The 25,417-nt window shown below is 60.3% G+C and carries 26 protein-coding genes and 1 riboswitch; of the genes, 9 read left to right on the top strand and 17 right to left on the bottom strand.

Annotated features, from left to right (window positions below; genetic code table 11):
* Positions 1-423 precede the first annotated feature (423 nt).
* From glnA to lptM, 5 genes are all read right to left on the bottom strand, one after another.
* Positions 424-1,833, bottom strand: coding sequence for a glutamate--ammonia ligase (gene glnA, locus J2T55_RS07045; protein ID WP_259055141.1), 1,410 nt, complete (start codon positions 1,831-1,833; stop codon positions 424-426).
* 243 nt (positions 1,834-2,076) lie between these two features.
* The gene (locus J2T55_RS07040; protein ID WP_259055139.1) at positions 2,077-2,739 is read right to left on the bottom strand and encodes a class I SAM-dependent methyltransferase; all 663 of its coding nucleotides are present in this window, start codon (positions 2,737-2,739) and stop codon (positions 2,077-2,079) included.
* Positions 2,740-2,995: 256 nt separating this feature from the next.
* Positions 2,996-3,529 (bottom strand): integrase core domain-containing protein, encoded by a 534-nt coding sequence (locus tag J2T55_RS07035; protein ID WP_259055137.1) that lies wholly within the window; start codon positions 3,527-3,529, stop codon positions 2,996-2,998.
* A 44-nt stretch (positions 3,530-3,573) separates the two neighbouring features.
* On the bottom strand, positions 3,574-4,824 hold the full coding sequence (gene lysA / locus J2T55_RS07030; RefSeq protein WP_259055136.1) for a diaminopimelate decarboxylase: 1,251 nt from the start codon (positions 4,822-4,824) through the stop codon (positions 3,574-3,576).
* Between the two features lie 6 nt (positions 4,825-4,830).
* Positions 4,831-4,965, bottom strand: coding sequence for an LPS translocon maturation chaperone LptM (gene lptM, locus J2T55_RS07025; protein ID WP_259055135.1), 135 nt, complete (start codon positions 4,963-4,965; stop codon positions 4,831-4,833).
* Positions 4,966-5,115: 150 nt separating this feature from the next.
* On the opposite strand from lptM, the gene J2T55_RS07020 reads away from it, so the two are divergent.
* On the top strand, positions 5,116-5,796 hold the full coding sequence (locus J2T55_RS07020; protein WP_259055134.1) for an alpha/beta hydrolase: 681 nt from the start codon (positions 5,116-5,118) through the stop codon (positions 5,794-5,796).
* 5 nt (positions 5,797-5,801) lie between these two features.
* Here the strand turns inward: J2T55_RS07020 and rhlB are convergent, their stop codons facing one another.
* A complete protein-coding gene (gene rhlB, locus J2T55_RS07015) occupies positions 5,802-7,118 on the bottom strand; it encodes an ATP-dependent RNA helicase RhlB (protein WP_259055133.1) in 1,317 nt (438 codons plus the stop codon).
* Positions 7,119-7,241: 123 nt separating this feature from the next.
* Here rhlB and trxA point away from each other — a divergent pair, with 123 nt between their 5' ends.
* Entirely contained in the window at positions 7,242-7,568 is a 327-nt protein-coding gene (trxA, locus tag J2T55_RS07010; RefSeq protein WP_259055132.1) for a thioredoxin TrxA, read from the top strand.
* A 198-nt stretch (positions 7,569-7,766) separates the two neighbouring features.
* Positions 7,767-9,026, top strand: coding sequence for a transcription termination factor Rho (rho, locus tag J2T55_RS07005; protein WP_259055130.1), 1,260 nt, complete (start codon positions 7,767-7,769; stop codon positions 9,024-9,026).
* 234 nt (positions 9,027-9,260) lie between these two features.
* Here the strand turns inward: rho and J2T55_RS07000 are convergent, their stop codons facing one another.
* Together J2T55_RS07000 and J2T55_RS06995 are read right to left on the bottom strand one after the other, a co-directional pair.
* The gene (locus tag J2T55_RS07000) at positions 9,261-9,908 is read right to left on the bottom strand and encodes a hypothetical protein (RefSeq protein ID WP_259055129.1); all 648 of its coding nucleotides are present in this window, start codon (positions 9,906-9,908) and stop codon (positions 9,261-9,263) included.
* A gap of 5 nt (positions 9,909-9,913) precedes the next feature.
* Positions 9,914-10,549, bottom strand: coding sequence for a hypothetical protein (locus J2T55_RS06995; protein WP_259055128.1), 636 nt, complete (start codon positions 10,547-10,549; stop codon positions 9,914-9,916).
* A gap of 225 nt (positions 10,550-10,774) precedes the next feature.
* Positions 10,775-11,006: riboswitch (yybP-ykoY riboswitch) on the top strand.
* Positions 11,007-11,013: 7 nt separating this feature from the next.
* Here J2T55_RS06995 and J2T55_RS06990 point away from each other — a divergent pair.
* Positions 11,014-11,589, top strand: a complete 576-nt coding sequence (locus tag J2T55_RS06990) for a TMEM165/GDT1 family protein (RefSeq protein ID WP_259055127.1) — start codon at positions 11,014-11,016, stop codon at positions 11,587-11,589.
* 298 nt (positions 11,590-11,887) lie between these two features.
* Here J2T55_RS06990 and groL read toward each other — a convergent pair whose 3' ends face one another.
* The 3 genes from groL to sat form a co-directional block, all read right to left on the bottom strand.
* Positions 11,888-13,519 (bottom strand): chaperonin GroEL, encoded by a 1,632-nt coding sequence (gene groL / locus J2T55_RS06985; protein WP_259055126.1) that lies wholly within the window; start codon positions 13,517-13,519, stop codon positions 11,888-11,890.
* Positions 13,520-13,563: 44 nt separating this feature from the next.
* Positions 13,564-13,854: a co-chaperone GroES gene (gene groES / locus J2T55_RS06980; protein WP_259055125.1), complete on the bottom strand. Its 291-nt coding sequence runs from the start codon at positions 13,852-13,854 to the stop codon at positions 13,564-13,566.
* Between the two features lie 204 nt (positions 13,855-14,058).
* Positions 14,059-15,252, bottom strand: coding sequence for a sulfate adenylyltransferase (gene sat, locus J2T55_RS06975; RefSeq protein ID WP_259055123.1), 1,194 nt, complete (start codon positions 15,250-15,252; stop codon positions 14,059-14,061).
* Positions 15,253-15,434: 182 nt separating this feature from the next.
* On the opposite strand from sat, the gene J2T55_RS06970 reads away from it, so the two are divergent.
* Positions 15,435-15,650 carry a hypothetical protein gene (locus J2T55_RS06970; protein ID WP_259055121.1) on the top strand — a complete coding sequence of 72 codons (216 nt, stop codon included), beginning with the start codon at positions 15,435-15,437 and terminating at the stop codon, positions 15,648-15,650.
* Entirely contained in the window at positions 15,647-15,880 is a 234-nt protein-coding gene (locus tag J2T55_RS06965; RefSeq protein WP_259055119.1) for a hypothetical protein, read from the top strand. The genes J2T55_RS06970 and J2T55_RS06965 overlap by 4 nt, the downstream gene beginning before the upstream one ends.
* Here J2T55_RS06965 and J2T55_RS06960 read toward each other — a convergent pair.
* The 4 genes from J2T55_RS06960 to J2T55_RS06945 all read right to left on the bottom strand — a co-directional run bounded on the left by J2T55_RS06960 (position 15,866) and on the right by J2T55_RS06945 (position 20,117).
* Complete coding sequence (locus J2T55_RS06960; protein ID WP_259055117.1) at positions 15,866-17,347, bottom strand: sodium:solute symporter family protein; 1,482 nt, start codon at positions 17,345-17,347, stop codon at positions 15,866-15,868. The two genes, J2T55_RS06965 and J2T55_RS06960, sit on opposite strands and share 15 nt — an antisense overlap.
* Positions 17,348-17,352: 5 nt before the next feature.
* Positions 17,353-17,586, bottom strand: a complete 234-nt coding sequence (locus J2T55_RS06955; RefSeq protein WP_259055114.1) for a hypothetical protein — start codon at positions 17,584-17,586, stop codon at positions 17,353-17,355.
* Between the two features lie 180 nt (positions 17,587-17,766).
* Entirely contained in the window at positions 17,767-18,750 is a 984-nt protein-coding gene (locus J2T55_RS06950) for an aldo/keto reductase (RefSeq protein WP_259055111.1), read from the bottom strand.
* A gap of 2 nt (positions 18,751-18,752) precedes the next feature.
* Complete coding sequence (locus tag J2T55_RS06945; RefSeq protein ID WP_259055109.1) at positions 18,753-20,117, bottom strand: NTP/NDP exchange transporter; 1,365 nt, start codon at positions 20,115-20,117, stop codon at positions 18,753-18,755.
* Positions 20,118-20,184: 67 nt separating this feature from the next.
* On the opposite strand from J2T55_RS06945, the gene J2T55_RS06940 reads away from it, so the two are divergent.
* A complete protein-coding gene (locus tag J2T55_RS06940; protein ID WP_259055108.1) occupies positions 20,185-20,862 on the top strand; it encodes a TIGR02117 family protein in 678 nt (225 codons plus the stop codon).
* 6 nt (positions 20,863-20,868) lie between these two features.
* Here J2T55_RS06940 and J2T55_RS06935 read toward each other — a convergent pair whose 3' ends face one another.
* Together J2T55_RS06935 and J2T55_RS06930 are read right to left on the bottom strand one after the other, a co-directional pair.
* Positions 20,869-21,444 carry an NUDIX hydrolase gene (locus tag J2T55_RS06935; RefSeq protein WP_259055106.1) on the bottom strand — a complete coding sequence of 192 codons (576 nt, stop codon included), beginning with the start codon at positions 21,442-21,444 and terminating at the stop codon, positions 20,869-20,871.
* The gene (locus tag J2T55_RS06930; RefSeq protein ID WP_259055104.1) at positions 21,441-22,130 is read right to left on the bottom strand and encodes an arylesterase; all 690 of its coding nucleotides are present in this window, start codon (positions 22,128-22,130) and stop codon (positions 21,441-21,443) included. Before J2T55_RS06930 ends, J2T55_RS06935 begins: the two co-directional genes overlap by 4 nt.
* Here J2T55_RS06930 and J2T55_RS06925 point away from each other — a divergent pair.
* On the top strand, positions 22,129-22,800 hold the full coding sequence (locus J2T55_RS06925) for an ABC transporter ATP-binding protein (protein ID WP_259055100.1): 672 nt from the start codon (positions 22,129-22,131) through the stop codon (positions 22,798-22,800). The genes J2T55_RS06930 and J2T55_RS06925 overlap by 2 nt on opposite strands.
* Positions 22,797-25,295 (top strand): ABC transporter permease, encoded by a 2,499-nt coding sequence (locus J2T55_RS06920; protein WP_259055098.1) that lies wholly within the window; start codon positions 22,797-22,799, stop codon positions 25,293-25,295. The genes J2T55_RS06925 and J2T55_RS06920 overlap by 4 nt, the downstream gene beginning before the upstream one ends.
* Positions 25,296-25,417: the final 122 nt, after the last annotated feature.

The raw sequence follows: 25,417 nt of genomic DNA, 5'->3' as shown, positions 1-25,417 counted from the left end.
TCCCAGACATTACGGGTACACAAGTTTGGATGAATTGTCACGCGTATAGTTCTGCCGGACCCGTCGCTGATCGTGAAAGGTGCCACAGGCTGGTGACTGGTGACTGGTGACTGGTGACTGGTGACTGGTGACTGGTGACCAAAATAGCGTGATCGACCCTGTTTTGATGTCAAGGAACAATCAAACATCCTCTGGAGAGTTACGGGATTCAGAATTCGCAGCCACAATGGCAGGCATTGCCAATCACGAATCACCATTGACCAAATACCCTCGTAGGAGCCCCCCGGGCCGGACCGGGAAAATGATTGCAGCGCGAGAGCCGACCCCTTGCTTCGCGGCGGTGTCGGCGCTGCCACGAACAGCAGCCATAAAAAAACCCCGCCAGCGGCGGGGTTTTCGGACTCCAGGGACTGCTGCGGCCGGTTACAGGCTGTAGTACATGTCGAACTCGACCGGATGCGTGGTCATGCGCAGGCGCGTGACTTCTTCCTTCTTCAATTCCAGGTAACCGTCGATCATGTCGTCGGTGAACACACCACCGGCAGTGAGGAACTCACGGTCCTTGTCCAGGGCTTCCAGCGCCATTTCCAGCGAGGTGGCCACGGTCGGGATGCTGAGCTCTTCTTCCGGCGGCAGATCATAGAGATCCTTTTCCATCGGGTTACCCGGATCGATCTTGTTCTGGATGCCGTCGAGACCGGCCATCATCAGTGCGGCAAAGCACAGATACGGGTTGCCGCTGGAGTCCGGGAAACGCATCTCGATACGGCGTGCCTTCGGGCTAGAGACCCACGGAATACGGCAGGACGCCGAACGGTTACGTGCCGAGTAGGCCAGCATGACCGGTGCCTCAAAGCCCGGCACCAGACGCTTGTAGCTGTTGGTGCTGGCGTTGGTAAAGGCGTTGATCGCGCGAGCATGCTTGAAGATACCGCCGATGTAGTGCAATGCCGTTTCCGACAGGCCACCGTACTTCTCGCCGGCGAACAGGTTCTTGCCATCGCGCGCCAGCGACTGGTGCACGTGCATGCCGGAACCGTTGTCACCGACCAGTGGCTTGGGCATGAAGGTCGCGGTCTTGCCGAAACCGTGCGCCACGTTCTGCACGACATACTTCAGCGCCAGCAGGTCATCGGCCTTTTTCACCAGGGTATTGAACTTGGTGCCAATCTCGCCCTGACCGGCAGTCGCCACTTCGTGATGGTGTACCTCGACCGGCATACCGATCTGTTCCAGCGTCTGACACATGGCAGCACGGATATTGTGCAGCGAATCGACCGGCGGCACCGGGAAGTAGCCGCCCTTGATGCCGGGCCGGTGACCAATATTGCCTTCCTCGAACACGCGCTCGGAATTCCAGTTGCCCTCGTCGGAATCGATCTCGTAGAACGAACTCTGAATACTCGAGCCCCAGCGGACGTCGTCGAATACGAAGAATTCCGGCTCCGGGCCGAAAAAAGCGGTGTCGGCGATACCGGTGGACTGCAGATAGGCCTCGGCACGCTTGGCCAGCGAACGCGGATCGCGCTCATAGCCCTGCATGGTCGAGGGCTCGAGCACGTCGCAGCGGATGTTGATGGTGGCGTCATCGAAGAACGGATCGACAAAAGCGGTTTCCGTATCCGGCATCAACACCATGTCGGATTCGTTAATGCCCTTCCAGCCGGCGATTGACGAACCGTCGAACATCTTGCCGTTTTCGAAGAAATCCTCGTCGACGGTGCTGGCCGGGATAGTCACATGCTGTTCCTTGCCCTTGGTGTCGGCAAAACGCATGTCGACGAACTTGGCGTCGCTCTTTTTAATCAGTTCCAGGACCTTGTCTTTAGACATTTGTTGCATCTCCTCAGTCGGTATTCACCGCTTTATATATTTGCGTCCTTCACGCCTCATCTATGAACCAAGTGGCTGATAAGACAATTTCAATAGCAATTCGGGACAGTATTAGTGCATATAGCATGCCATGAATCGTTCGGGGCGAATGCCCCTGATTTTAAGTACTTACAATCAGGGCGGCTCGCTGATTAAGTCTATTTTGGTGCAAAATGCGCCATTAACGCACCAATATTGTGCATTCTAGCGCGCACCGGCCACCAGCCAGTGGCGGTCGCTGATGCGTTCTGCACTCAAATGCGCCAGACCGGCCGTGTGCAGTTGCCGGTCGATTTCCTCCGGCCGGTAGGCCGCCAGCAGGGAATGGCGGAAATCGTGCCGCAGAACCGCCGGGGCGTCAGCAGCGTGGTGTGCGACCAGTCGATCAACGGCCGCCGTATCCTCGGGCCGTACCAGGTCCATCACGCACAGCGGCTGACCGACCGGCAAGACTTTCAGGACAGTCTGCCAGAAAAACATTGGCTGGCACATGTGGTGCAGCGGGCTGTTGCTGATGACGGCACTGTAATCGCCCGCCGGCAAAGCCAGGCCCGGCAGGTAACCCTGCTGCAGTTGTATGCGCGCCTGCAGGCAGGCCGCTGTAACCGCCCGTGCACCTTCGTCAAGCATGGCACGGGCGCCATCGATGCCAAGCACGTGACAGTCCGGGTAGGCACGGGCAAAGCGGATACTGATATCGGCCGGACCGCAGCCCAGATCGAGCACCACGCCGGTGCCGGCAAAGTCCGGGAAATGGGCGCGGAACTGGTCAATGAAGTGGTCGTGCGCTTCACTGAAGTCGGCCGCGGCATAGGCCCGCGCCTGTTCCGGGTCGGTCATCAGTTCCGGTTCGGGGATGCGATGCATGATTGGTGATTAAAAAAGCGTGACCGTCGCTGCTCCTACGTCAAGATAAAATCCAATACCAATAACCATTAAACAAATTAGCCAATCAACCACCAGTTATATTTCATTCCCTCACCCTAGACGGGGGGAGGGTCAGAGCCTGCCCCGTACCTGATACGGGGGTGGGGGTGATTGAATTATCGAGGCTGTTTAATTCACCCCCTGTACGGGTCGGAGACATCGGTAACACATTAAACCGGGGACATGGGTTACACATTCAAGCTGGGCGGATGACCCGGCCCAGTCGTGTATCCAGTAAGCCTAACGGCATCCCGGCAAACTGCAATTGCCAGCGCTCATCGTCCACGAGGGTCAGTCCCACCGGCTCCCCAATCAGGGCCTGGGAGACGAAGTACAGTTCGCCGCGCCACTTGATGAGGCCATTGTTGCGCACCTGCCGGACCGCGACGTCGTCGTCATAAGCCACCGCCGGCAGGCGCGCCGGATAGGGCCGCAATGACGCCTGGTACACCTGCCCCGGCGTCCGGCCCGCCAGGGCTTCATGCGGCCGCTGCTCATTGTAGACCTTCCGGAACCGGCCAAACCGTTGCTGCTGGCCGCGCCGGTGCTTTGACGCCGGCTGGGTCGCCTCCGCCTTCAGGGTCCGGTGCAGACGTTCATGCCGGCCATTCTGTTCGGGATGGCCCGGTTCAATCCGTTCCGGCCACACGCCCAGCTTCAGCCACCAGACCGTATGTCTCCGGTTCGTACCGAAGTGCGCTCCGCGCTGCTGGTTGATGCACTTCCGCAAAAGTCGGCCTTGCCAATCACCAATTACTAATGGCCAGTCACCAATCAACCACCCAGCACCCGCTCGCCAGCGAACAGTTCGGTAACCGTTTCGCGTTCGCGCACCAGCTGGCAGTGTGCGCCGTCGACCATGACCTCGCACGGGCGCGGCCGCGTGTTGTAGTTCGAACTCATACCGAAACCGTAGGCGCCGGCCTCGCCGATCGCCAGCAGATCGCCGGCCCGGATCGCCAGTTCGCGGTCCTTGCCGAGCCAGTCGCCGCTCTCGCACACCGGCCCGACCACGTCGTACAGCGCCGCCGGCGCAGTGCTGTTTTCCTGCACCGGCAGGATGCGCTGCCAGGCGCCGTACAGCGCCGGGCGCATGAGGTCGTTCATGGCCGCATCGACCACGGCAAAGTGCTTCGCCGCGGTCGGCTTCAGGTACTCGACCCGGGTGACCAGGATGCCGGCAGTGGCGGCGATCGAACGGCCGGGTTCGACGATCAGTTCGTGACCGCTGTCGCCCAGGCCTGCACGCAGGGCAGCGATCCAGTCGGCCGCCGGTGGTGGCGTCTCGTCCTCGTAGCAAACGCCCAGACCACCGCCGCAGTCGATATGGTGCAGTTCGATGCCGCGCTCGCGCAGCGCCGCGACCAGCGCCAGAACGCGCGCCGCCGCGTCGTGGAACGGTTCGGTCCGGGTGATCTGCGAGCCGATGTGACAAGCAATGCCGACGATCTCGATGTGCGCCATTGTCGCCGCCTGGGCGTAGACATCCAGCGCCTGCTCGTGGGCGATGCCGAACTTGTTTTCCTTCATGCCCGTGGCGATATAGGGATGCGTACCGGCATCGACGTCCGGATTCACGCGCAGCGCGATCGGCGCTTTCCGGCCCAGCTCGCCGGCAACCTGGTTCAGGCGTTCGAGTTCGGCAACCGATTCGACGTTGAAGCAGCGGATACCGGCCTCAAGGGCGCGGCGCATCTCGTCACTGCGCTTGCCGACGCCGGAGAAGACCACGTTGGCGGCGTCGCCACCGGCCGCCAGTACGCGTTCAAGCTCACCGACGGAGACGATGTCGAAACCGGAACCCAGTCGTGCCAGGACGTTCAGCACGGCAAGATTGGAGTTGGCCTTGACCGCATAGCAAACGCGATGCGGCTGTGCACCAAAGGCGGCGTCGATGGCGCGCCAGCTCGCCTCGATCCGGGCGCGTGAATAGACGTAACAGGGCGTACCGAAACGCGCGGCAAGATCGGCGACGGCGACATCCTCGACGCACAGCTGCGCGTCGCGGTAACTCAGGCAGGACATGGGATTTCAGTCTTCGGCTTGATCGCCGGACTGCGAGTCCGGTGTCTCTTCCGGCATGTACAGCGGCCCCTTCTGGCCACAGCCGGCCAGAGCGACCAGCAGACCGAGTATGCTCAGGCAGGCGATGTATCGACGCGGCATGCGGCAATTCCTCTTGTTCGGGTTGTGACAATTCGTGGCTATTGGCAGGTCGGCGAGCATAGCAGATTCGCCCCGCAAAGGCTGCCTTGCCAAGCCGTGAAACAGCTGCGACGATAGCGCGCCATTCAAGCCCGCCTCCCCGGAGTCCACGTGAACGATACAGCCCCGCAGCAGGAAACCCCGGTTATCATCGAGGCCGTCGGCGTACATCGCGCCAGCGTCATCTGGCTGCACGGCCTCGGCGCCGACGGTCATGACTTCGAGCCGATTGTCCCGGAGATGAACCTGGAGCCGGCGCTGGGCGCGCGCTTCATTTTTCCGCATGCGCCGAAGCGGCCGGTAACGATCAACGGCGGTATGGAAATGCGCGCCTGGTACGACGTGCGCAGCCCGGATCTGACGCAAATGGAAGACGCCGCCGCCATCGCTGAATCGGGTCGCTTCCTGCATGCACTGATCGACACCGAGATCGCCCAGGGCATTCCCAGCAACAAGATCGTCGTCGCCGGCTTTTCCCAGGGCGGCGCGGTGGCACTGTACGGCGGCCTGCGTTACAGCCAGCCGCTGGCCGGCATTCTCGGCCTGTCGTGCTACCTGCCGCTGGCAGACACATTGGCCGCCGAGGCGAGTCCGGCCAACCAGGAGACGCCGATCCTGCTGCAGCATGGCCGCGAGGATCCGATCATTCCGATGGGCCACGGCCAGGCCAGCCGCGACCAGCTACAGGAAGCGGGTTATGACGTGATCTGGCATGACTACCCGATGCCGCATTCGGTGTGCATGGAAGAAATCGCCGAGATCGGCGAGTGGCTGGGACGCCTGCTCGCCTGAATCGTCTAGCGGCCGGACGGCTTTGACTGGCTGCCGTCGCGCCGGCCGGAACCGCTGCGCCGGTTGCCGCCACCACCGCGACGCTGGCCACCGCCACTGCGACCCGCCGGCGGTTTGCTACGCTCGCGCCGTACCGGTGCGGCCGGATTCGTTTCCAGCATTTCGTCGCTGACCGGCTGGGTCGGCAGCTTGTAACCGATGTATTCCTCGATTTCCATCAGCGAGTAGACGTACTCCTCACAGGCAAGGCTGACCGCGTCACCGGCTTCACCGGCACGCGCCGTGCGGCCGATGCGGTGGACATAATCCTCGGCGTTCTGCGGCAGATCGTAGTTGAATACATGGCTGACATTTGGAATGTGCAGGCCGCGCGAGGCCACGTCGGTGGCGACCAGGATCGCCAGCTCGCCGTCGGAAAAACGCTGGAACATCTTCTGGCGCTTGTTCTGCGGCACGTCGCCGGACAGGATTGCGGCCTGGAAGCCGTTGCCCTCGAGGTAGCCCCAGACCTTCTCGGCGACGTGCTTGGTATTGACGAACAGGATCGTGCGCTTCGGGTCCATCTGCTTGAGCAGTCCCAGCAGCAGCGGAATCTTTTCCTCTTTCGAGACGTGATACAGCACCTGGGTCACCTTGTCGGCGGTGACCTGGTCCGGGTTCACCTTGATGAGCTCGGGATTGTTCATGTGCTCGTAGGCCAGCTCGGTGACCTTGTACGGCAGGGTCGCCGAGAACAGCAGGCCCTGGCGCTGGTCCACCGGCGGCAGCCGCCGCAGCAGGTAGCGCACGTCCTTGATGAAACCGAGGTCGAACATGCGATCGGCCTCGTCGAGCACCATCATCTCGGCGGCCTTGAGATCGTAGACCTTCTGCTTGAAGTAGTCGATCAGGCGCCCCGGCGTGCCGATAAGTATGTCGACGCCCTCGCGCAGTTCGTCGCGCTGCTTGTCGTAGTCGACGCCGCCATAGACCAGGCTGATGCGGAAGTTGGCATACTTGTTCAGCAGCAGTGCATCCTTGTGAATCTGGATGGCCAGTTCACGCGTCGGCGCGATCATCAGCGCGCGCGGCTGGTTGACGCGGCGCTCGGCCGCCGGCGGATTGTTGATCAGACGGTTGAAGGTCGCGAGCAGAAAGGCGGCGGTCTTGCCGGTCCCGGTCTGCGCCTGGCCGGCGATATCTCGGCCTGTCAGCATCAGCGGCAGGGTCTCGGCCTGGATGGGCGTGCAGTGGGTCAGACCGGCGTCGGTCAGTGCCCGGAGCAGGTCGTCGTGCAGCGGAAGATCGGAAAATGCTTTTTCAGTCAGTAGCGTATTAGTCATTCCATCTAGTCGGTTGGCGCGGCCGCCGCCCCGCGGGGGAGCCCGTACGGTCGCTTGCATTCACGGGGTAATTCCGATGAAATACGCATCATACTTGATATACAGCGGAATGACCCTCCCAAAATGAGCGAAAACATCATAACGGTTACCGATTCTACATTTGAAGATCAGGTACTTAAATCTGAAACCCCGGTCATCGTCGATTACTGGGCCGAATGGTGCGGCCCGTGCAAGATGATCACCCCAATCCTGGACGAAATCGCCAGCGAGTATGAGGGCAAGGTCAACGTGGCCAAGCTGAACATCGACGAGAACCAGGAGACCCCGCAGAAATATGCGGTGCGCGGTATCCCGACGCTGATGATCTTCAAGAATGGTAACGTGGCCGCCACCAAGGTGGGCGCCATGTCCAAGTCGCAGCTGTCCGCCTTTATCGACAGCAACATATGAGGTCGCTTTTTTGGCACGGGACACTGGACGTGCCCCGTGCGACGTGCTAATTTTAGCCTAATTAAGAACAGTAATACCTGTCTTAACAGTTATTCCCTCATTACTAACTTTAATTAATTTTTAGCTTGCGCACCCGTCCTTCCAGGGGCGCCCACGCGTTCGATCTATCCTTTTTCTCGCTCCAGCGTTCATGAGGCCATGAACTTAACAGAACTCAAGCAACAACCCGCCTCGGCCCTGATTGAACTGTCGAAGTCACTCGGACTCGAAGGCCTCGCCCGCTCTCGCAAACAGGATGTCATTTTTGAAATCCTCAAGGCACATGCCAAGAAGGGTGAAGACATCTACGGCGATGGCGTCCTCGAAATCCTCCAGGACGGCTTCGGCTTCCTGCGGTCAGCGGACAGCTCTTTCCTGGCCGGACCGGATGACATCTATGTCTCACCGAGCCAGATCCGGCGCTTCAACCTGCGCACCGGCGACAACATCGCCGGCAAGATCCGGCCGCCGAAAGACGGGGAACGCTATTTTGCCCTGCTGAAAGTCAGCGAGATCAACTTCGAGCCGCCGGAAAACGCCAAGAACAAGATCCTGTTCGAGAATCTGACGCCGCTGTTTGCACATGACCGGCTCAAACTCGAACGTGGCAATGGCAGCACCGAGGACCTGACACCGCGCATCATCGACCTGGTCGCTCCCATCGGCAAGGGCCAGCGCGGCCTGATCGTGTCACCGCCGAAGGCCGGCAAGACCATGCTACTGCAGCAGGTCGCGCAGTCCATCACCAGCAACTACCCGGAGTGCTTCCTGATCGTTCTGCTCATCGACGAGCGGCCCGAGGAAGTGACCGAGATGGAGCGGTCGGTGCGCGGCGAAGTCATCTCGTCGACCTTTGACGAACCGGCCAGCCGCCACGTCCAGGTCGCCGACATGGTCATCGAGCGTGCCAAGCGCCTGGTCGAGCACAAGAAGGATGTCGTCATCCTGCTCGACTCCATCACCCGTCTGGCACGCGCCTACAACACGGTGGTGCCGGCGTCCGGCAAGGTACTCACCGGCGGTGTCGACGCCAACGCCCTGCAACGGCCGAAGCGCTTTTTCGGTGCCGCCCGGAATATCGAGGAAGGCGGCTCGCTGACGATCCTCGCCACGGCGCTGGTGGAAACCGGGTCGCGCATGGACGACGTTATCTTCGAAGAGTTCAAGGGCACCGGCAATATGGAAATCCACTTGAGCCGCGAGATTTCCGAAAAACGCATTTACCCGGCAATCAACATCAATCGATCGGGCACGCGCCGCGAGGAGAAGCTGACCTCACCCGACGAACTGCAAAAGATGTGGATCCTGAGAAAACTGCTGCACCCGATGGAAGAGCTCGGGGCGATGGAATTCCTGCTTGAGCGCCTGAAAGCGACCAAGAACAACGCCGAATTCTTCGATGCGATGAAGAGGCAATAAAATAACGTTCCTCGTCGCTCGTCTCTCGTTGTTCGAAAAGCTTCCCACATCAGTTACCGAGGGAGCCGATTAGAATCGGCGATTCAGTTAATCGCGGATAGGAATCCGCTCCCACACGCGTTCGCAGACAACAATCCCTGTATCACTATTCCGACTCTTGGCCGCAGGAATATCCAGACCATTCGCGTGTATTTGCGTTCATTCGCGGTCTGTCTTCACCCGGTTGATATATGATTACTGTAGTGCGGTAATCCGCCGCAGTTTGGCGTCGTGCTGCAGGCGGTAGAAACGCCGCAGTTCCTTGTACCAGTGCTGTCGGTCCTGCCGCCGGCGAAAATCCTGTCCCAGCATCCAGCAATAGCGTGCGGCAAAACGGTTGGCGGTGACATAGCGCTGGCGCTGCTCGTCATCTAGGGTCTCGGCAAAATGCACGTCCTCGAATAGCCAGCGATGCAACTCGGCAATCCCGTATTGATCGTTTTCCGCCTGCAGCAACAGCAGCGTCACAAACTTGTCGACCTCCGCCTGTAATTCCAGCTCCAGCAGACTGACCTCGCGCTCGTGGCCGGCACACCAGGCCATGTAGACAAAATGGCTGACACCTTCAAGCACCAGGCTCAGATCGGCGAACTGATGGCGGCCAGTACCTGCCAAAGAACCGCTGTCGCGAAAGCCGTCGAGCAACTCGGCATCGAGATACAGCGACATCGACAGCTCGTCGCCCGACTCCTGCAGCAGCAGACGCTCGCGCGGCTGATGCGCATGTTCACCGTCCAGCGCCCGCGCCAAATCGCGATCCGTGGTGAGAAAATCCTCGACCCGATAAGGCAGATCGAGTTCGTAACAGCTTTGCAGCCGCGACTGCAGTTCAGCGATCGGCATGGGATCTAGTGCGACGTCTTGCCGGCGGAGGTAGCCACCGGCTGGATACCATGCTGCCGCAACTTGCGCTCCGCCTGGGGGCTGTTGGTCAGCACCCATATCTCGTAAAGGCGCAGCAGATCCTGATCATTGCCGGGCTGGAATTCATCGGCCACTTCACCGAGCACGTCGACCAGGCCGGTAAACTTTTCCCCCAGCTCCCGGTAGACGTCGCTGAAATTGCGACCATGAAAACTCCGGCGCATGCTCTCGGCCAGGCTATCGTAAGCCGAGCCGCCCATGGCGATATAGTAATCCACATCGACAAGGCTGCGCTGCAGACTGTTGGCGAACAGGCCGGCAATGAACAAAGCGACATCGCCAAGCCGTTTCAGGGACTCGTTGGCTTCCTGCCATGAGGAAGCACTGACCGCCTCGCTGTAAAACCGGACCAGTGGCTTGATCATGCGGCCATCGGGCGTGTCTTCGTAGAGCATGTCGGAACGGGTGAAATCGGTCAGCAGGTTGATCACGTACACCAGCGTGTCATCACGCACTTCGAGCTGCTGGTTACGTACTGCCGTCTGAACACTGTCCTGAAAGTAATGCCGCACATCCAGACCAGTAATAAGCGAATCATGGGTTTTCTCTGACATCATCATTTATGTCCTCCACTATCAGTAAAGACAGACGCAAGATCCCAACTCCGCATTTTTATGATTTTGTTGTTTTAAACTACCCCTATTTGCACAGTATGTGAAGTCAGCACTCTAAAGCAGTGGCTGACAAAACGGAGACAGATACCGCATACCGCTATTTGGAGTATTGATTTTCGTGTCGGCAGAGCAGCAACTACTTGCCAGCTTTCACTACAGGCAGTAAGATAAAAATCTGTTTTGGGGGAGTAGTCGCTCTCCACCTGTTGTCCGAATCAGCCTGTTATGGCTGCATGCCGGCACGCAGGCGTCCTCACATCGAGAGGTTTGCATCAACAGATTTGGCCGTTTCGCGGCCGTGGTGCAAACAGTCCTTACGGGACCTGGCGAGACCCAGAACATCGTGCACCTCCGGGCCGGGGGACACGGTGTTCTGGCGTGCACGCTGACCGGCCCGGAGGAAACAAGCTTTGGACGCATTCATTACTTCCACTGTCGCCGTCGCCATCGCCGAGATCGGCGACAAGACGCAACTGCTCAGCCTGTTGCTGGTGGCACGCTATCGCAAACCCTGGCCTATTCTCTGGGCCATCCTGTTGGCGACATTACTCAATCATGGCCTCTCGGCAGCACTTGGCGTATCGCTGTCACGGTTCATTGAAGGTGACTGGCTTAATATCTTTCTGGCGTTCGCCTTTATTGCAGTCGGCCTGTGGATGCTGATCCCGGACAGCGACGATAACCTGGCGACGGACAACCGCCACCATGGTGTCTTTCTGACCACGCTGGTACTGTTCTTTATTGCCGAGATCGGTGACAAGACGCAGGTCGCCACCGTTCTGCTGGCGGCGCGTTTTGAAAGCGTCGTGGCCGTAACCCTGGGCACGACGGTGGGTATGCTGCTGGCCAACGCACCGGTATTGTGGCTGGGCAACCGCTTCTGTCGCGAACTGCCGCTGCGGGCAATACATGTCAGCGCCAGCCTGTTATTCATCCTCATCGGCTTGTGGACGCTGATCGCCGAGACTCGGCTGTTTGGTGGTTGATCGGTTAACTGGTGACTAAAATAGCGTGAGCAACCCTGTTTTGATGTCAAGGGAAATTAAAATTCAATGTACCTTAGCCGGCATGTTCGCAGTGGGGTCACCGCTCCTACCATCCTGAATTCCTTCTCCTGTCGTAGCCGAATTTATTCGGCGAAACATGATCCGATAGGTTCGCGGATTCCAATCCACTTTACAGATGTTCAGGCCTTGCCAATCACCAATAACCTGTCACCAATAAATCAAAAAAAACCCCGCCACGGAGGGCGGGGTCTGACTACACGGACTTTGTAGCGTTCTTTCAGTAGTCGTCCATGCCCATGCCACCCGGCATACCGGCACCGGCTTTGTCTTCCTTCGGCAGTTCGGCGATCATTGCTTCGGTCGTCAGCAGCAGACCGGCCACCGACGCGGCGTTCTGCAGCGCGGTACGCGTGACCTTGGCCGGATCGACGATGCCGAGCTGCAGCATGTCGCCCATCTCGCCAGTCGAGGCGTCGTAACCCTGCGAGTCCTTGGCGGCCCGCACCTGGTTGACGACCACCGACGGCTCACCGCCGGCATTCTTGACGATCTGGCGCAGCGGCTCCTCAATGGCACGACTGAGAATCCGGATGCCCGTGTTCTGCTCGTCGTTATCGCCTTTCATATCCTTGATCGCGGCCTGCGCGCGGATGAAGGCGACACCGCCACCCGGCACGATGCCTTCTTCCACCGCCGCCCGCGTGGCGTGCAGGGCGTCCTCGACGCGCGCCTTCTTCTCCTTCATCTCGAACTCAGTCGCGGCACCAACCTTGATCACCGCAACGCCGCCGGACAGCTTGGCAACGCGCTCCTGCAGCTTCTCCTTGTCGTAGTCCGAGGTCGATTCCTCGATCTGCTTGCGGATCTGGCCGACGCGGGCCTCAATGTCCGTCTTCTTGGCGGCACCGTCGATGATCGTGGTCTCGTCCTTGGTAATCTGGACTTTCTTGGCCTGGCCTAGATCCTCGAGCTGAACCTTCTCCAGCGTCAGACCGACTTCCTCGGAGACGACGTTACCGCCGGTGAGCACGGCGATGTCCTGCAGCATGGCCTTGCGGCGGTCACCAAAGCCCGGCGCCTTGACGGCGGCGACCTTGACGATACCGCGCAGGTTGTTGACCACCAGTGTGGCCAGCGCCTCGCCTTCTACATCTTCAGCGACGATCAGCAGACTCTTGCCCGACTTGGCGACAGCTTCGAGCACCGGCAGTAATTCGCGAATATTGGAAACCTTCTTGTCGCATAACAGGATATAGGGATCCTCGAGTTCCGCGCTCATGGACTGCTGGTTGTTGATGAAATACGGCGACAGGTAGCCGCGGTCGAACTGCATGCCCTCTACGACTTCCAGTTCGTTATCCAGACCCGAACCTTCCTCGACCGTGATTACGCCTTCCTTGCCCACCTTATCCATCGCATCGGCGATCAGCTTGCCGATCTCCGGCTCTGAATTCGCCGAGATCGTGCCGACCTGGGCAATGCCCTTGGCGTCGGTACAAGGCTTCGACAGTTTCTGGATCTGCTCGACCACCGCTTTCACGGCCTTGTCGATGCCGCGCTTCAGCTCCATCGGGCTCATGCCGGCGGCAACGGATTTCAGGCCTTCGCGGACGATGGCCTGGGCCAGCACGGTGGCGGTGGTGGTGCCGTCTCCGGCGACGTCGGAGGTCTTGGAAGCGACCTCTTTCACCATCTGCGCGCCCATGTTCTCGAACTTGTCTTTCAGCTCGATTTCCTTGGCCACGGATACGCCGTCCTTGGTCACCGTCGGCGAGCCAAAGCTCTTTTCGATTACAACATTGCGGCCGCGCGGGCCGAGCGTTTGCTTGACGGCATTCGCCAGAATATCGACGCCGGCTGCCATGCGGGCGCGGGCATCATCGGAAAAAACAATCTGCTTGGCAGTCATTGTTTAATAACCTCTTGTTGAATTGTTCAGGATCGATATGACAATCAGGCGTCGAGGACGCCCATGATGTCCTCTTCGCGCAGTACCAGTAACTCGTCAGCGCCGACTTTCACTTCGGTGCCGGAGTACTTGGCAAACAGGACCTTGTCACCTTTTTTCACATCCAGGGCACGGACTTCGCCGTTTTCCAGGATCTTGCCGTTACCCACGGCGATCACTTCACCCTTGATGGGCTTTTCTGCGGCGCTGTCCGGGATCACGATGCCGCCGGCGGTGGTTTTTTCTTCCTCCAGGCGCTTCACGATCACGCGATCATGCAATGGACGAATATTCATGACTTGTTGTCCTCCTTAAGTCATTGATTAAATTGCTAATAATAATTTATTAGCACTCTCTATTAGTGAGTGCTAAATATAGGCCAACCCCACCGGAAGTCAAGATGGCCAGCGCACACAAGCATAAAAAAAGCCGGCCCCGCGGGGCCGGCTTTTCTGTCCTGGAGCCGGGTGGGCATTGAACGCACCCGACCAGAGTACAGGCTAGGACTTGTTGTCCAGAGACTGGTAGTAACCCATCAGTACCTCGGCGACCTCCGGCCGTGAGAATTCCTCCGGCAGATGCTCGCCCCGGCCGAGCTTCTCGCGCACCTTGGTCCCCGAGAGGATGACGAAGTCGTCCATGGTGTGATCCGGCACGTCGGACATCATGACCACGCGGCCGAGCTTCTTCGAGAACGCGGTGTGATCGGCCTTGAAAATGTCGATGCCAAGCGCGCCCGCCGGCACCTCATCGAAGATCTTCTGCGCATCGAACGGGCCATAGTAGTCACCAACACCGGCGTGATCGCGACCGACGATGAAATGCGTACAACCGGCATTCTGGCGAAATACCGCGTGCAGCAGTGCCTCGCGCGGGCCGGCATAAAGCATGTCGAAGCCGTAGCCGGTGATCATGACGCTGTTCGGCGGGAAGTAGAGATCGACCATCTTGCGGATCGCCGCGTCGCGCACATCGGCGGGAATATCGCCGGGCTTGAGCTTGCCGAGCAGCATGTGCACCAGAATACCGTCGGCGCCAACAGCGTCCTTCGCCATCTTGCACAGCTCCTCGTGGGCACGGTGCATCGGATTGCGTGTCTGGAACGCAACCACCGTCTCCCAGCCACGCTCGGCGAATTCGTCGCGGATCTGACCGGCGGTACGGAAGGTCTCGGGGAAGTCCTGCTCGAAGTAGCTGAAATTAAGCACCTCGACGGGTCCGGACACGGCGTGATGGCCCAGCGTCATGAACGTGGCCACGCCCGGGTGCTCGCTATCGGTGGTGCCAAATATCCGCTCGGCCATGTGCTCAAGCTGGCTGTCGCTGACCTTCTCGACGGTGTCGATGGTCTGGATGGCCAGCACCGGTTCGCCGGGCACGTTCGGATCGCGCAGCGCAATACGCTCGGCCTTGCCGATCGCTTCGATGTCGTCAGTGAGGTTCAGGATTGGCACCGGCCAGAACAGGCCGTCGCGGGTCGCCATGTCGTCGGCGACGCTGAGCGCGTCAGCAAGATTCATGTAGCCCGGCAGTGGATTAAAATAGCCGGCACCAAGCATCACTGCATTGGCGGCGGCAGCAGAATTCAGTCGCAGCGACGGCAGCGTCTCGGCCTCTTCGAGCAGCGCCTGGCGGCGGCTTTCATCGTCAACAAACAGCGGCCTCAGCTGGTCCGAGCCGTGCGGCTTAATCATTGTTTACTCTCCTGAAAATGGTGAATGGGGCGCCTCCCACCGGGCCGCGGCAGCTGCCGCATGTCCGGTCAAAGGCCGACAAACATAGCGATCCGCGACGCACTTGCCAAGCCCCGGCTGCTGGCCGGCGCGGCGCGGCTATGCTTAAATCGACCCAGAATGACCTGTCACCAGGGGGAATCATGGGAAAAATCACGAACGTGGAACAGCCGGAAGCGGACAAAAAGACTTCGCGCATCGTCGACGGTCTGGGGGCAACCATGCAGCTCGACCAGGAACATGCGCAATGCCACTGGAACGACCAGGTCTTCGCCAGGGGCGACCAGGTCAGTATCGACGGCAAAACCTATGAATGCACCTTTGGCTGCTGGGTGAACACTAACCAATCTGACATGTGAACAAGACCACGCGCTTTCTGACCGACAATAATCCGCTCGGACTAAAAATCATCGTGGTAGCGACAGGCCTGGCGCTACTGTCGCTGCTGCCATTACTGCTTTATATCCTGTTCGGACCGGCGGACGGCAATCCCATCGGCCTGGGCCTGCTGGCCGTTGCTGGTATGCTGCTGGGACTTGTCGGCATCGTCATCGGCATCATCGAACTATTACTGTCACTGCGCCGCTAACATGCCCCCGACCGGCTGCCTGGTGCAGCCGCGGGCTTCGGCAATATCCTGCCAAAGCGTATGCACATGCGCCTCGACCGGCCGGCAAAAACCGGCCACCAGCATGATGCCGAGCGTGATCAGGAAACCGTAAACACCCGGCGTCCAGCCGTAAGTCTGGATGAAGGCTGGCTCCGCCAGCGTCAGGCCGAACGATACCGCCATGCCGAGCAGAAAACCGATGACGGCGCCGCCGCGGTTGGCACGTTTCCAGTACAGTCCCAGCAGCACGACCGGCGACAATACGATCATGCCCTGGTAGGTCATCAATGCCAGGAACACCAGGAGCCCCTCGCGCACATAGGCGCCGGCCAGGGCGCCGAGACCGATGAGGACCACCGACCAGCGAGCGATGGTCAACGCACTACGCTCGCTGATGTCACGCTTCAGGACCTGTGCCATGTCACCGGAGATCGCCGTCGACATGGCGTTGAGAATGCCGCTGACGGTACCGAGGCTGGCCGCCATAACCAACACGGCGAAAAATGCCAGCGGCCAGACACCCGCTTCGGCATGAATCCACAGCAATGCCTGCTGCGGATTCTCCTGCGCGAACGGCAGCGGATGCAGCGCCATAGCAACGATGATCAGCAGCCCGAATGACAGTATGCCCAGTATGGGCGCGAACAGCACCGACTGTTTGATGGTGCGGATACTGTCGGCAGCAAAAAGTTTGTTATAGACCCACGGCCACATAAAACCGCCGAGACCGCTGGTCAGCACGATCGCGGTCCAGTAGTTCGGCGACAGTTCCCAGCCCGGGCCGGGATAGGTCAGCGCTTCGGGAGCATGCGTCTGCAGACGCTGCATGGCACCCTGCAAGCCGCCAAGTTCACTGTACAGCACCCATATCAGGACCGCCGATCCAGCGAACATCATGTACAGACCCTGAATGATGTTGGCGGTCACCACCGAACGCATGCCGCCCAACGCCACGTATGAAACCACCACTGCTATCCCGATAACCATGCCGACCAGTGGGCTGATCAATCCCTCGGTGGCATAGTTGAACACGTAACCGATCGTGTACCACTCCATGAGCAGCCACGGAATTGACAGTGCGACACCGGCAAAGCCGGTCAGTATACGAATAAAATCACTGCGATAACGCAGCCCAAGCAATTCCGACTGCGTGCGCAGATTGTATTTCTTGCCCCAGATGAATGACTTCTCGGCCACCAGGTACATGACCAGCAGCGTGATGATGCCATAGGGGATAACATACATGCCGATCATGCCGTAGCTGACGGCAAAGCCGGAAAACACAGTGTAACCGGCACCAACATACCAGGTTGCCAGGAAACCGAAAGTAATGCCGAGCACGCCGATGCTGTGGCTGGCGGTAGCGTAATCGTTGAGTGTATTAACACCAAGCTGGTGTCGATTGATCAGCAGGAGCAGGCCGAGGAAAGCGGCGATCATCAGCATGGGGATCATCGGCGATCCCCCATGGTCACATCGACATCCAGCCGGCCGCGCCGTTTATCAGCCAGGTACCAGCCGACAAAAAATATCGCGGCCAGTAATGCCAGACCGAACTGCCAGAGGAAAGCAAAAGGCAGGCCCAGCAGTGTGGGTTCGATTCGATTGGACCACTGGAACACGAACGGCAAGGTAGACAGGGTGGTGGTTGCCAGAATCAGCAACACGAATACGGCAGCACGCATACACTTCCCCGAGATTCGATATTATTGTTTATCAAAGCGGGAACCACATGCAGCGCATGTGGTTCCCGCTTATTATTTTGGTGACAGAATATGCTGCAACAGACGGGAATTACAAGCCGGTTGCTCAACAATGTTAGCCCGGTTATCGGACAAGGCGGTACAGCCCATAGCGGGCAAACATCATAATCCCTGAATGTATTTCACGATACGCCGGCGCTGGTTCTCGTCCGGCAGGTTGCCGTAAGCGGCCATGACATTATCAACGACGTGCTTCGGATCGCTGGTCGCCGGTATCGGGCACGTCACTGCCGGATGGGCGATGATGAACTTGAGAAAGACCTGCGCCCAGGAATCGGCGAATTCCCGCATCCATTCCGGCAGTTCGCGGCCATTGGTTTTACCGAACAGACTGCCCTTCTCGAACGGCTCATTAATCAACACCGCGATCCCCTTGTCCTGGCACAGCGGCAACAAGCGCTGCTCGGCGTTACGATCAAGAATATTGTAGTTGAACTGGACGAAGTCGAACGTTTCGCTTTTCAAAACGTCTTCGAGTTCGGCGTGGACATCGCTGCGATAATGCGTGACGCCGATATAGCGAACGCGTCCCGCGTCTTTCCAGTCGCGCAGCGTCTTGTAATGCGTGCGCCAGTCGACGAGGTTGTGGATCTGCATGAGGTCCATGGGTCTGCTATGCAACAAGTCCATGGACTGGTTCATCTGTTCGATGCCGGGCTCGCGCCCGTCGGTCCAGACCTTGGTTGCCATGAAGATATCGTCGCCGAGGTCGAGTTCATTGACGATATGGCCGACGACTTCCTCGGCGGTACCGTACATCGGCGAAGTATCTATAAGGCTTGCGCCGTGGGCATGAAACAGACGAATGACTTCGGTCAGTTCCTGCAGCTTGGCTGCGGCCAGATTGCTGACGCGGCCGGCATCCATGGTGCGCGCGGTGCCGAGGCCGACGGCCGGAACCTGTTCGCCCGATGAAGGTATCGTGCGCTTGATGATGTCCCCGGTGGAACGCCCGGCCAGCGCATTGTCGGCCGCCGTCGCCGCATCCGGCCACAGGCCACGGCCGGCCAGTCCCAGGCTGGCACCGCCGAGACCAAGCAATTTCAGAAACTGGCGACGCCGCTTATTGCCATTGTCATGTTGCATGATCAAACCTCCTGATTCGCTTCGGCGGCGGTCGCCGCCGGTTTATGCCTGGCCGTGTCGCTGTCCTGGCCGTCCTGATTACCCTCGTAGCGCCGTCCCAGCCACAGGGCCAGCGCGATCCATCCAACCGCCAGTGGCACCGCCACCGCGGCGACACCGCCGAGGCCGATGCCCAGCGCCATAAGACCGGCGAATATCCAGCCGGCAACCGCATCGCCGCCGCGGTAGACCACCGTATCGATAAAGTTCTTGGATTTGTATTTCGACTCGCGGTCGAGCACGGTAAACAGCATCTCGCGCGCCGGCTTGGTCAGTGCGTAGTTGCCGGCGCGACGCAGTACCTGTACGGCAAGCAGCACAACCAGTATCGGCGCCACTGCCAGCGAGGCAAAGCCGATCAACAACACGAGTGGCACGAAGGCCAGCGTCACGCCGACGCCGAAACGGGTCACAAGCCGGTGGGTGATCAACACCTGGCCGACTATGGTCAGGGCGTTGACGCTGAAATCGATCCAGGCAAACACCGCGGTACGCTGACCCGAATCGCTAAACGCGTCCTCGATCAGATGCGCCTGCTGGAAATACAGGAACGTCGCCAGCGTCGTGTAAAACAGGATGAAGCCGACGATGCCGATCAGGTAGGGACTGGCGATGACTTTCTTGACACCGGTCAGGATGCCGCCACCAATCGGATTTTCATGCTGCTCGGCGGTGCCGGGATCATGCGCGACGTGGATGTCCCAGTCGCGCAGCTGGTGGATTGCGATCAGCGCCAATGCGAGAACGCCGGCGGCTACCGGTAGCAGGTTGATCGGACCCAGCGCCGGTGCGATCAGGGCGGTCATTCCCGGGCCGGCGATGGCGCCGACGGAGCCGCCGGCGGCGATGAAACCGAACAACCGGCGCGCCTGCGCCGTTGAATAGATGTCCGCCATGAAGCTCCAGAACACTGACACGACGAACAGGTTGAACACACTGGTCCATATAAAGAAGGCACGTGCGATCACCGCATCGGTGATATCGAGCTTGAACAGCGCATAGAAGATCAGAATATTGGCGATGAAGAAGTAATACACCAGCGGCACGAAGGTACGCCGCGGATAACGCGCCGCGACCCAGGCGAACAGGGGTACCGCCGCCAGCATGGCGACGAAGGTGCCGGTAAACAGCCACTGCAGATTCTCGACGCCGCCGATAATCCCCATCTCGTCGCGCACGGGACGCAGAATGTAATAGCCGCCCAACAGGCAGAAAAAGTACACGAACGACCAGAAGACTGCGGCCACTTCCTGGGCTTCCAGCGGCACCAGTGGCCGCAGCCAGCGGCTGACCCGCTGGCTGAAACGCGAGGGTTGGGCATCCGACATCGACTTGCACCTGTTATGATTATTTTACTAGGAACCCTGACAGGCGAACGAGGTTCCCGTAAAGCGCATGCATTCGATACTCAAACACGGCCGGCACCTGATCGGGCCATTGTTGCTGTCGCTGCTGGCCGGCTGTGCCGGCGCGGCCGAACCGCGTACGGACCGAACTGCAGCACCGGACGTGACGATCTACGTCGTCAGCCACGGCTGGCATACCGGCATCGTCATTCCGGCCCGGCAGCCCGGGGCGCTGGCTTTTCTGGAGGATCATTTCCCGGCGGCGGACGCCACCGGCTGGTACGAAATCGGCTGGGGCGATCGGCGTTTCTACCAAGCGGGTGAAGGCAATCTGTGGCTGACGCTGCGTGCCGGGCTGTTGCCAACGGCTTCAGCCCTGCATGTGGTCGCCCTGCCGAGCATGCCGGGCGATTACTTCCGCCATGGGCAGGTGGTCGAACTGACAGTCAGCGAAGCGGGCTACCGGGCGATGATCGCGCGGATTGCCGACAGTTTCAGTCGCGATAATGACGATCATATTATCGAGATCGGCCAGGGGCTCTACGGTAACAGCCGCTTCTTCGCCGCTACCGGACTGTTTCATGCGTTCAACAACTGTAATCGCTGGACGGCGGTCATGCTTAAGGAGGCCGGCGTGCCACTGGGCACATTCATGGTACTCACCGCCGATGACGTCATGGAACCGTTGCAGGCGCTTGAACACAGCGACACTATAGCTACTGATTAGTGGCTATCATACCGCTGGACCACTGCGTAATTCGTAGCGTCCTTCATCAAGCTTGATAATATCACCGGTATGCACGCGGTAACGGCCGTGCGCCTGATCTTCGTAGTACAGCCGCAGGGTATGGTAGATCGTTGAAAACGCCAGTTCCTGCCAGGGAATGGCGTCCTGGCTGAACAAGCTGGCTTCCAGCGACTCGTCGCCGGCGCCGAATCGGCCGTCGAGCAGCCGCGAGCGGAACATCATGTAGACCTGATCGACGTGCGGCAGATTGAACACCGCAAACAGGCCGTCGAGTTGCACCCTGGCCTCGGCCTCTTCCAGCGTTTCGCGCAGCGCCGCCTCGATGGTGGTCTCACCCAGTTCCATGAAACCGGCCGGCAGTGTCCAGTAACCGTAACGCGGTTCGATTGCACGCCGGCACAGCAGGATGCGACCGTCATTGGCTTCGACCAGGCAACCGGCAACAACCTTGGGATTCTGGTAATGAATGGTTTCGCAGCTGTCGCAGATGTAGCGTGGCCGGTTATCCGCCGGCGGCGTTTTCAGGGCAACGACGGCACCACACTGACTGCAGTATTTCATAATGGCTCGGTCGATTGATTATTGGCAGCGTCAGGCAACGGCAGTATCTGCTTCAGCACCGGCCATATATTGGCCAGCATGCGCGACTGCGCCGCGGCGGTCGGGTGTATACCATCCTCCTGCATCAGCTCGGGATGTTCAGCGATGTCATGGAGGATAAACTGGCTGAGCACGAGATCATACTCGTTCGCCAGTTGCTCGTAGACCGCCTCGAACTTTTTCGTGAAGGCCGGGCCATAGTTGGGCGGCATTTTCATCGGTACCAGCACGACACGGGCGCCCGCGTCCTGCAGGTTCTCGATGATCACGGCCAGATTGCGGCGCATTTCATCCGGCTGGATGCCGCGCAGGCCATCATTGCCGCCAAGCTCAATGATCGCCACATCAGGTTTGTGGCGTTCGAGTATCCGGTCGAGACGGCTGCGCGCGCCGCGCGAAGTGTCGCCGCTGATGCTGGCGTTGATCACACGGTATCGGTAACCTGCGTTTTCCGCCTGCTGGGCCAGCCGCTGTTCAAGCAAGGCTACCCAGCCTTCATCCATGGGAATACCGTAACCGGCACTGAGACTGTCGCCAAGCACTAGAATGGTGCGCTGTTCAGACGCGTCGGCTGACGCTGCAGCAGTCGCCTCGGTCAGCACGATCGCAGACAACAGCACGAATAACAGGAGCAGATTTTTCAGCATGACTGATGAGACCATTATCCGAGCGGAAAATCTCGGTAAACGTGTTCAGGGGCCCGGCGGCCATCTCGATATTCTCGCCGACATCGATCTCGGCATCCAGCGCGCCGAAACGGTCGCCGTCGTCGGCGTCTCCGGTTCCGGCAAATCAACGCTGCTCGGCCTGCTCGCCGGCCTCGATACACCGACCAGTGGCCGCGTACTGCTGAATAATACCGACCTCAACAGTCTCGATGAAGACGGCCGCGCGCGACTGCGCGGCCAGCAGGTCGGCTTCGTGTTTCAGTCCTTCCAGCTGCTGCCGAGCCTGACGGCACTGGAAAACGTCATGCTGCCACTGGAACTGGCCGGTCACGGCAATGCCCGCGCCGAAGCCGAACACGAACTCGAACAGGTCGGTCTGGCCGCGCGCACCGGGCATTACCCGAACCAGCTGTCCGGCGGCGAACAGCAGCGCGTCGCCATCGCACGCGCCTTCGCCGGCAGCCCGAACATCCTGTTCGGCGACGAACCCACCGGCAACCTCGATCAGAAGACCGCCCACCAGGTCATGGACCTGCTGTTCAATCTCAACAGTGAACGCGGCACGACGCTGGTGCTGGTCACCCACGATCCGGGCATCGCCGGCGACTGCGATCGGCAACTCACGCTCAGCGGCGGCCGGCTGGCATGATGCATCCAGGGATGATTCCGCGCTGGTCCTGGAATGCGCTGCGGCGCGACTGGCGTGCGGGCGAACTGCGATTGATCGCTGCGGCGCTGGTCATCGCCGTGGCGGCAAGCACCGCCGTCGGCTTTTTCACCGACCGCATCAGCCGCGCCCTGGCCAGCCAGGCCGGCGAACTGATCGGTGGTGACCTGGTCCTGGAATCCGCTGATCCCATTGCCGATACGATCAAACAGCGCGCCGCCGACGCCGGTCTCAGCCACGCCGAAACACTGACCTTTCGCAGCGCCGTCAGCAGTGATGACGACCTGTTGCTGGCCGAACTCAAGGCCGTCGCCGCACCCTATCCGCTGATCGGCAGGCTGCGGGTCGCCGATCAACTCTTCGGCGACGAGTACGAGACGGATCAGATCCCGGCGCGCGATAACGTCTGGCTGGACACGCGCCTGATGCAGGCACTGGAGCTGGCTGTCGGCGATCGCGTCGATATCGGCGCCAAGTCGTTCACCGTCAGCCGCGTGCTCACCTATGAACCGGATCGTGGCGGCGACCTGCTGAACATCGCGCCGCGCGCCATGATCAACCTCGCCGACATACCGGCCACCGAACTGATCCAGCCCGGCAGCCGGCTCGACTATCACCTGTTGCTGGCCGGACCACTGGAAGCGGTCGAGCGCATGCGCGACTGGCTGGCGGCCAGCGCGCCGGACGACCTGGAAATCCAGGACGTGCGCGAGGGCCGGCCGGAACTGCGCACCGCGCTGGATCGCGCCGAGCAGTACCTCGGTCTGGCCGCGATCGTCGCCGTCGCCCTGGCCGGACTCGCCGTCGCCCTGGCAACCCGGCGCTATGTAACCCGGCACCTCGATTACTGCGCCATTCTGCGCTGCTTCGGCGCGACGCAGAACTTCATCCTCGCCAGCTATACCCTGCAGCTTGTCTGGCTGGGCCTGATCGCCGGTCTCATCGGCTGTGGCATCGGCTGGCTGGCACAGCACGGGCTGGCCGCGCTCATGGGCGCGCTGGTCGCCGGGCCGTTACCGGCTGCCGGACCGTTGCCGGTATTCATCGGCCTGGCCATCGGCCTCATTACCCTGCTCGGCTTCGCCCTGCCGCAAATCTATAGCCTGAAAAGCGTGCCGCCGGGACGCGTGCTGCGCCGCGATCTCGGCCCCGTTTCGCTCGGCACCGTCAGCGTCTACGGTCTCGCCATAGCCGCGCTCGCCGCGCTGCTGCCGTGGCAAAGCGGCGATCCGAAACTCAGCCTCTATACCCTGTTTGGTCTGCTGGCCGGCGCCGCATTGCTGGCCGGCAGTGCCTGGCTGCTGATCCGGGGCCTGAGCCGGCTGCGCGCCCGGGTCGGTATCTCCTGGCGCTTCGGCCTGGCCAACGTGGCGCGCCGCGCCAGCGGCAGCGCCGCCCAGGTACTCGGCATCGGCCTCGGTCTGACATTGATGCTGCTGCTCACCCTGGTGCGCGCCGACCTGCTCGACGGCTGGCGCGAGCGCGTGCCGGACGACGCGCCGAACTACTTTTTGATTAACGTGCAGCCGGATGAAGTGCAGGGCGTCAGCGCCTTTCTGAAGCAGCGCGCCGGCGTCGATGCCAGCCTCTATCCGATGGTGCGCGGCCGTCTGGTGGCCATCAATGGCACCGAGATCGACGCCGAGCAGGACTATCCGGACGGCCGCGCCCGGCGACTCGCCGAACGCGAGTTCAACCTGTCGTGGGCGGAACAGCTGCAGGCCGACAACAAACTCGAGGCCGGCCGCTGGTGGCCGGAAGAAGGCACCGATCAGAACTGGTTCTCGGTGGAAGAAGGCATCGCCGATACGCTGGGCATTGAAATCGGCGACACGCTCACCTATCAAATCGCCGGGGAAACGGTGCAGGGCCAGGTGCGCAACCTGCGCTGGGTCGAGTGGGACTCGTTCAACGTCAACTTCTTCGTCGTCGCCAATCCCGGTGTGCTCGACGATCAGCCGGCAACCTACATCACCAGCTTCTACCTGCCGGCCGAGCATCGAAGCGCGCTCAACGAGCTGGTACGACAATACCCCAGCGCCACCGTCATCGACGTCGACACCCTGCTGACCCAGGTCAGGAAGATCATGGAACAGGTGATCCAGACGGTGGAATACGTCTTCGGCTTCACCCTGCTGGCCGGGCTGCTGGTGCTGTTCGCGGCCATGCAGTCGACCCATGACGAGCGGCGCTACGAGACCGCACTGCTGACCGCCCTGGGCGCCAGCCGCGCGCAGATCCTGCGCGGCCTGGCAGCGGAGTTCGCCGTGATCGGCCTGGTCGCCGGTACCCTGTCGGGCCTGGCCGCAACGCTGGCCAGCTGGCTGCTGGCCACGCAGGTGCTGAACATTCCGTTCGAGTTCAACCCGCTCATCTGGGTCATCGGCCTCGGCGGCGGCGTGCTGGTGGTACTGCTGGCCGGCCTGGCCGGTACCTGGAAAGTCCTGCAGCACTCGCCTCTGGCCGTGCTGCGTTGATGAAGCCGATCACCCCACAAACCAGAATTACGGATCATTAACACACTCGATCAGTCTATAGGTGCCTGATACAAGTGCACCAGCCGCTGGCTGTGCGACTGGGCTGGCCCATTCACTCCATC

The organism is Methylohalomonas lacus, assembly GCF_024808875.1.
Classification (GTDB): domain Bacteria; phylum Pseudomonadota; class Gammaproteobacteria; order Methylohalomonadales; family Methylohalomonadaceae; genus Methylohalomonas; species Methylohalomonas lacus.
The sequence above is the reverse complement of the archived record's forward strand: the minus strand, read 5'-3'. Positions and strand labels throughout refer to the sequence as shown.